Consider the following 4,144-nt stretch of genomic DNA (forward strand, 5'->3'; position numbering starts at 1 on the left):
CGGGACAGTGCTGTCTCGCACGCTTCGATGTGGTTGCGGAAGACGGTGGAGCTGGTCATGAGGTCGGCGGCCATGCCGGGGTATTGCGAGCCCTGTCCGGGGAAGAGGAACACCGTTTTCCCACCGCTGGACGCCGCCGTGCCTTTGATGAGACCCGGGTGCTCTTCGCCCCGGGCCAACGCCTCCAGCGCCGCGGTGAGTTCGTCGCGGTCGGTGCCGATGGCGACGGCGCGGTGGTCGTGGTGGGTGCGGGTGGTGGCCAGGGAGTGCCCGACGTCGGCGGGCTCGAGTTCGGGCCGCTCGGCGACGTGGGTCAGCAGCCGTACGGCCTGGGCTGCCAGCGCCTCGTCTGTCTTGGCGGAGATGGGCCAGGCGAACACCGGGTTGGGGTCCGGTGTTTCAGCGCCTTCGGGCTGGGCCGGCGGTGTGGGTGCTGCTTCGAGGATGAGGTGGGCGTTCGTCCCGGAGATGCCGAAGGACGACACACCGGCCCGGCGCGGCCGCTCAACTTCGGGCCACGGGGTCTGCTCGGTGAGGAGGCTGACGGCCCCCGCTTCCCAGTCGACGTGCGGTGTCGGCTGGTCCACGTGCAGGGTCTGGGGCAGAACTCCGTGGCGCATGGCCATGACCATCTTGATGACGCCCGCGACACCGGCCGCCGCCTGCGTGTGCCCGATGTTGGACTTCACCGACCCCAGCCACAACGGCTGTTCGGCCGCTCGGCCCTGGCCGTACGTCGCGAGGACCGCCTGCGCCTCGATCGGGTCGCCCAGCTTGGTACCGGTGCCGTGGGCCTCAACGGCGTCCACATCACCGGGCGTCAGTCGGGCGTTGGCGAGGGCGGCTCGGATGACCCGCTGCTGCGACGGGCCGTTCGGCGCTGTCAGACCGTTGCTGGCTCCGTCCTGGTTGACCGCGGAACCCCGCAGCACGGCCAGCACCTGGTGCCCGTTGCGTTCGGCGTCCGACAGCCGCTCCAGCAGCACCAGCCCGACGCCCTCGGAGAAGCCCGTGCCATCCGCCCCGGCCGCGAAGGACTTGCTCCGTCCGTCCGGTGCCAGACCGCGCTGCCGCGAGAACTCCACGAACACCGTCGGGGTCGCCATGACGGTCACGCCGCCGGCCAGCGCCATCGTGCACTCGCCGTTGCGCAGCGCCTGCGCCGCCAGATGCATGGCCACCAGGGAGGACGAGCACGCCGTGTCGACCGTCACCGCCGGGCCCTCCAGGCCCAGCGTGTACGCGATCCGGCCCGACGCCACACTGCCCGCGCTGCCGCTGCCGAGGTAGCCCTCGAGTTCGGTGGGGGACTGCTGGAGCCGTGCCGCGTACTCGCCGCCGTACATGACACCGGCGAACACGCCGGTGCTGCTGCCGCGCAGCGAACCCGGGGTGATGCCGGCCCGTTCCAGCGCTTCCCAGCTGGTTTCCAGGAGCAGCCGCTGCTGCGGGTCGATGGCCAGGGCCTCGCGCGGCGAGATGCCGAAGAACTCCGCGTCGAACTCGGCCGCGTCGTGGAGGAACCCGCCCTCCTTCACGGAGATCTTGCCGAGTCGATCGGGATCGGGGTCGTACAGGTCCGCGACGTTCCAGCCCCGGCCCTCGGGGAAGTCGGAGATGGCGTCCCGGCCCTCGACGAGCTGCGTCCAGAAGACTTCCGGTGTGTCGGCTCCGCCGGGGAACCGGCAGGCCATCGACACGATCGCGATCGGTTCGTCGCTGTCGGCGAGGGTGACGGGCGCCTGCTCCGAGGCGTCGGGTGAGGCGCCGCCCACCAGCTCGCCGTGCAGATGCCGGGCGAGTGAGGTGGCCGTGGGGTGGTCGAAGATGAGCGTCGCGGGGAGGCGGAGGCCGGTGGCGGCGGTGAGGCGGTTGCGGAGTTCGACGGCCGTGAGGGAGTCGAAGCCGAGGTCCTGGAATGCCCGGTCGGGGTCCACTGTCTGCGGGCTCGGGTGGTTGAGCACGGTCGCGATGTGCGTGCGGACCAGGTCGAGCAGCGACTCGTACTGCTCCGCCTCCGCGAGCCGTGCGAGTCGGGCGCGCAGCTCGCCACTGCCCGTGGCCCGTGCGGCCCGCCGGACATGCGGGACGAGTCCGGTGAGGATCGAGGGCAGTGTGCCCGCTACCGCGTGGCTGCGCAGGGCGGGTTGGCTCAGCCGTACGGGTATCAGCGCGGGTCGTCCGTCGGCCAAGGCGTTGTCGAGGAGGGTGAGGGCGTCCTGGGTGGGCAGCGGCATGATCCCGGTGCGGTTCATGCGGGCGAGGTCGTTCTGGTCGAGGTGGTTGGTGAGGCCGCTGGTTTGGGCCCAGTGGCCCCAGGCGAGTGAGGTGGCGGGGAGTCCTTGGGTGTGGCGGTGGGTGGCGAGGGCGTCGAGGAAGGTGTTGGCGGCGGCGTAGCCGCCTTGGCCGGGGTTTCCGAGGGTGCCGGCGGCGGAGGAGTAGAGGACGAACGCGGCGAGGTTGTGGTGGCGGGTGAGTTCGTGGAGGTGCCAGGCGGCGTCGGCTTTGGGGCGTAGGGCGGTGTCGACCTGCTCGGGGGTGAGGGCGGTGACCACGGCGTCGTCGAGGGCGCCGGCGGTGTGGATGACGGCGGTGAGGGGGTGTTCGGTGGGGATGGTGTCGAGGAGGTCGGCGAGGGCCTGGCGGTCGCTGGTGTCGCATGCCGCGATGGTGACCTTGGCGCCGTGTGCGGTGAGTGCGGCTTCGAGTTCGGGGGCGCCCGGGGCGTCGGGTCCGCTGCGGCTGACGAGCAGCAGGTGTTGTGCGCCGTGGTGGTCGGCGAGGTGGCGGGCGACCAGGCTGCCGAGGGTGCCGGTGCCACCGGTGATCAGAACCGTGCCGTTGAGCTCCGTCGGACGGGTAGGTGTCTCGGGCTCGTCGGCTTTCGTCAGCCGCGGTACGAGCGGTTGGCCTTCGCGCAGGGCGAGTTGTGGTTCGTGGAGGGGAAGTGAGGCGAGTGCTTCCCGGGATGTCTCGGTGTCGTCGAGGTCGACGAGGACGATGCGGTCGGGGTGCTCGGACTGGGCCGTCCGGACCAGACCCCATACGGCTGCCGCCGGGAGGTCGGTGAGCGGGTCGGACGTACCGGTGCTGACGGCTCCACGAGTGGCGAGGACGAGACGACTGGCGCGCAACGCGTCCTCGGCCAGGAAGCGCTGGACAAGAGCCAGCACCTCGTGGGTCAGGTTGTGGGCGGCGTCGGCGGGGGAAACCGAGTCCGCTCCGGCCGTCGCGGCCACGATCGTCCGCGGGGCGGGCTCGCCCGAGGCGACGGAATCGCTGACGGCTGCCAGGCCCGCGAGGACGTCATCGTCCAGGAAGACCTGGCTTCCGGTGGCGTTCTCGGTGGGAGCGACGGACGGCAGGTTCTGCCAATCGACCTGGTAGAGCCGGCCGTTCGTGTGGGACGTATGCAGCCGGGCCGGGTCCAGGGCGCGGACCGTGAGGGTTCCCACGGTGGCGATCGGGGCGTCGTCGGTGTCGGACAGCCGGAGGGCGAAGGCGTCGGGACCCCCGCGCTTCAGGTGGACACGCAGCGCGGCAGGGACCTTGCCGGCGGGGTGCAGGGTCACGTCGGACCAGGCGAACGGCAGCCGGATCGTGGTGTCCGCGGCCTCGTTCTCGATCCCGATGGCGATGAGGGCCTGGAGGGCGGCGTCGAGGAGTGCGGGGTGGATGCCGAATCCGTCGGTGTCGGTGTCCTGGGGGAGGGTGACTTCGGCGTGGATGTCGTCGCCGTGTTGCCAGGCGGCGGTGAGTCCTTGGAAGGCGGGGCCGTAGTGGTAGCCGCGGTCGGCGGCCCGCTCGTAGAAGTCGTTGGTGTTGATGGGTGTGGCGCCGGGCGGTGGCCAGGCTGCGGTTCGGTCGTGGGCGGGGGTGGTGGTCTGGTCGGTGAGGGTTCCGGAGGCGTGCCGGGTCCATAGGACGTCGTCCGGGTCGTCCTCGGCGGGAGCGCTGGGACGGGTGTGGATGGTGAGGGGGCGGCGTCCGGTCTCGTCCTCGGGTTCCACGGTGATCTGGAGCCGCACGCTGCCGTGTTCGGGGATGACGAGGGGTGTTTCGAGGGTGAGTTCTTCGATGTGGGTGTGGTGGGTGTGGTGGGCGGCGTGGAGGGCGAGGTCGAGGTGTGCGGTGCCGGGGAGGA

1 protein-coding gene is annotated in these 4,144 nt (G+C 71.4%); it reads right to left on the reverse strand.

The features are described 5' to 3' along the window. A partial coding sequence (locus ACIGWZ_RS39355) for a type I polyketide synthase (RefSeq protein WP_400072860.1) occupies nucleotides 1-4,144 on the reverse strand: 4,144 nt, incomplete at both ends.

This window comes from Streptomyces sp. NPDC053427 (assembly GCF_044544985.1).
GTDB lineage: Bacteria > Actinomycetota > Actinomycetes > Streptomycetales > Streptomycetaceae > Streptomyces.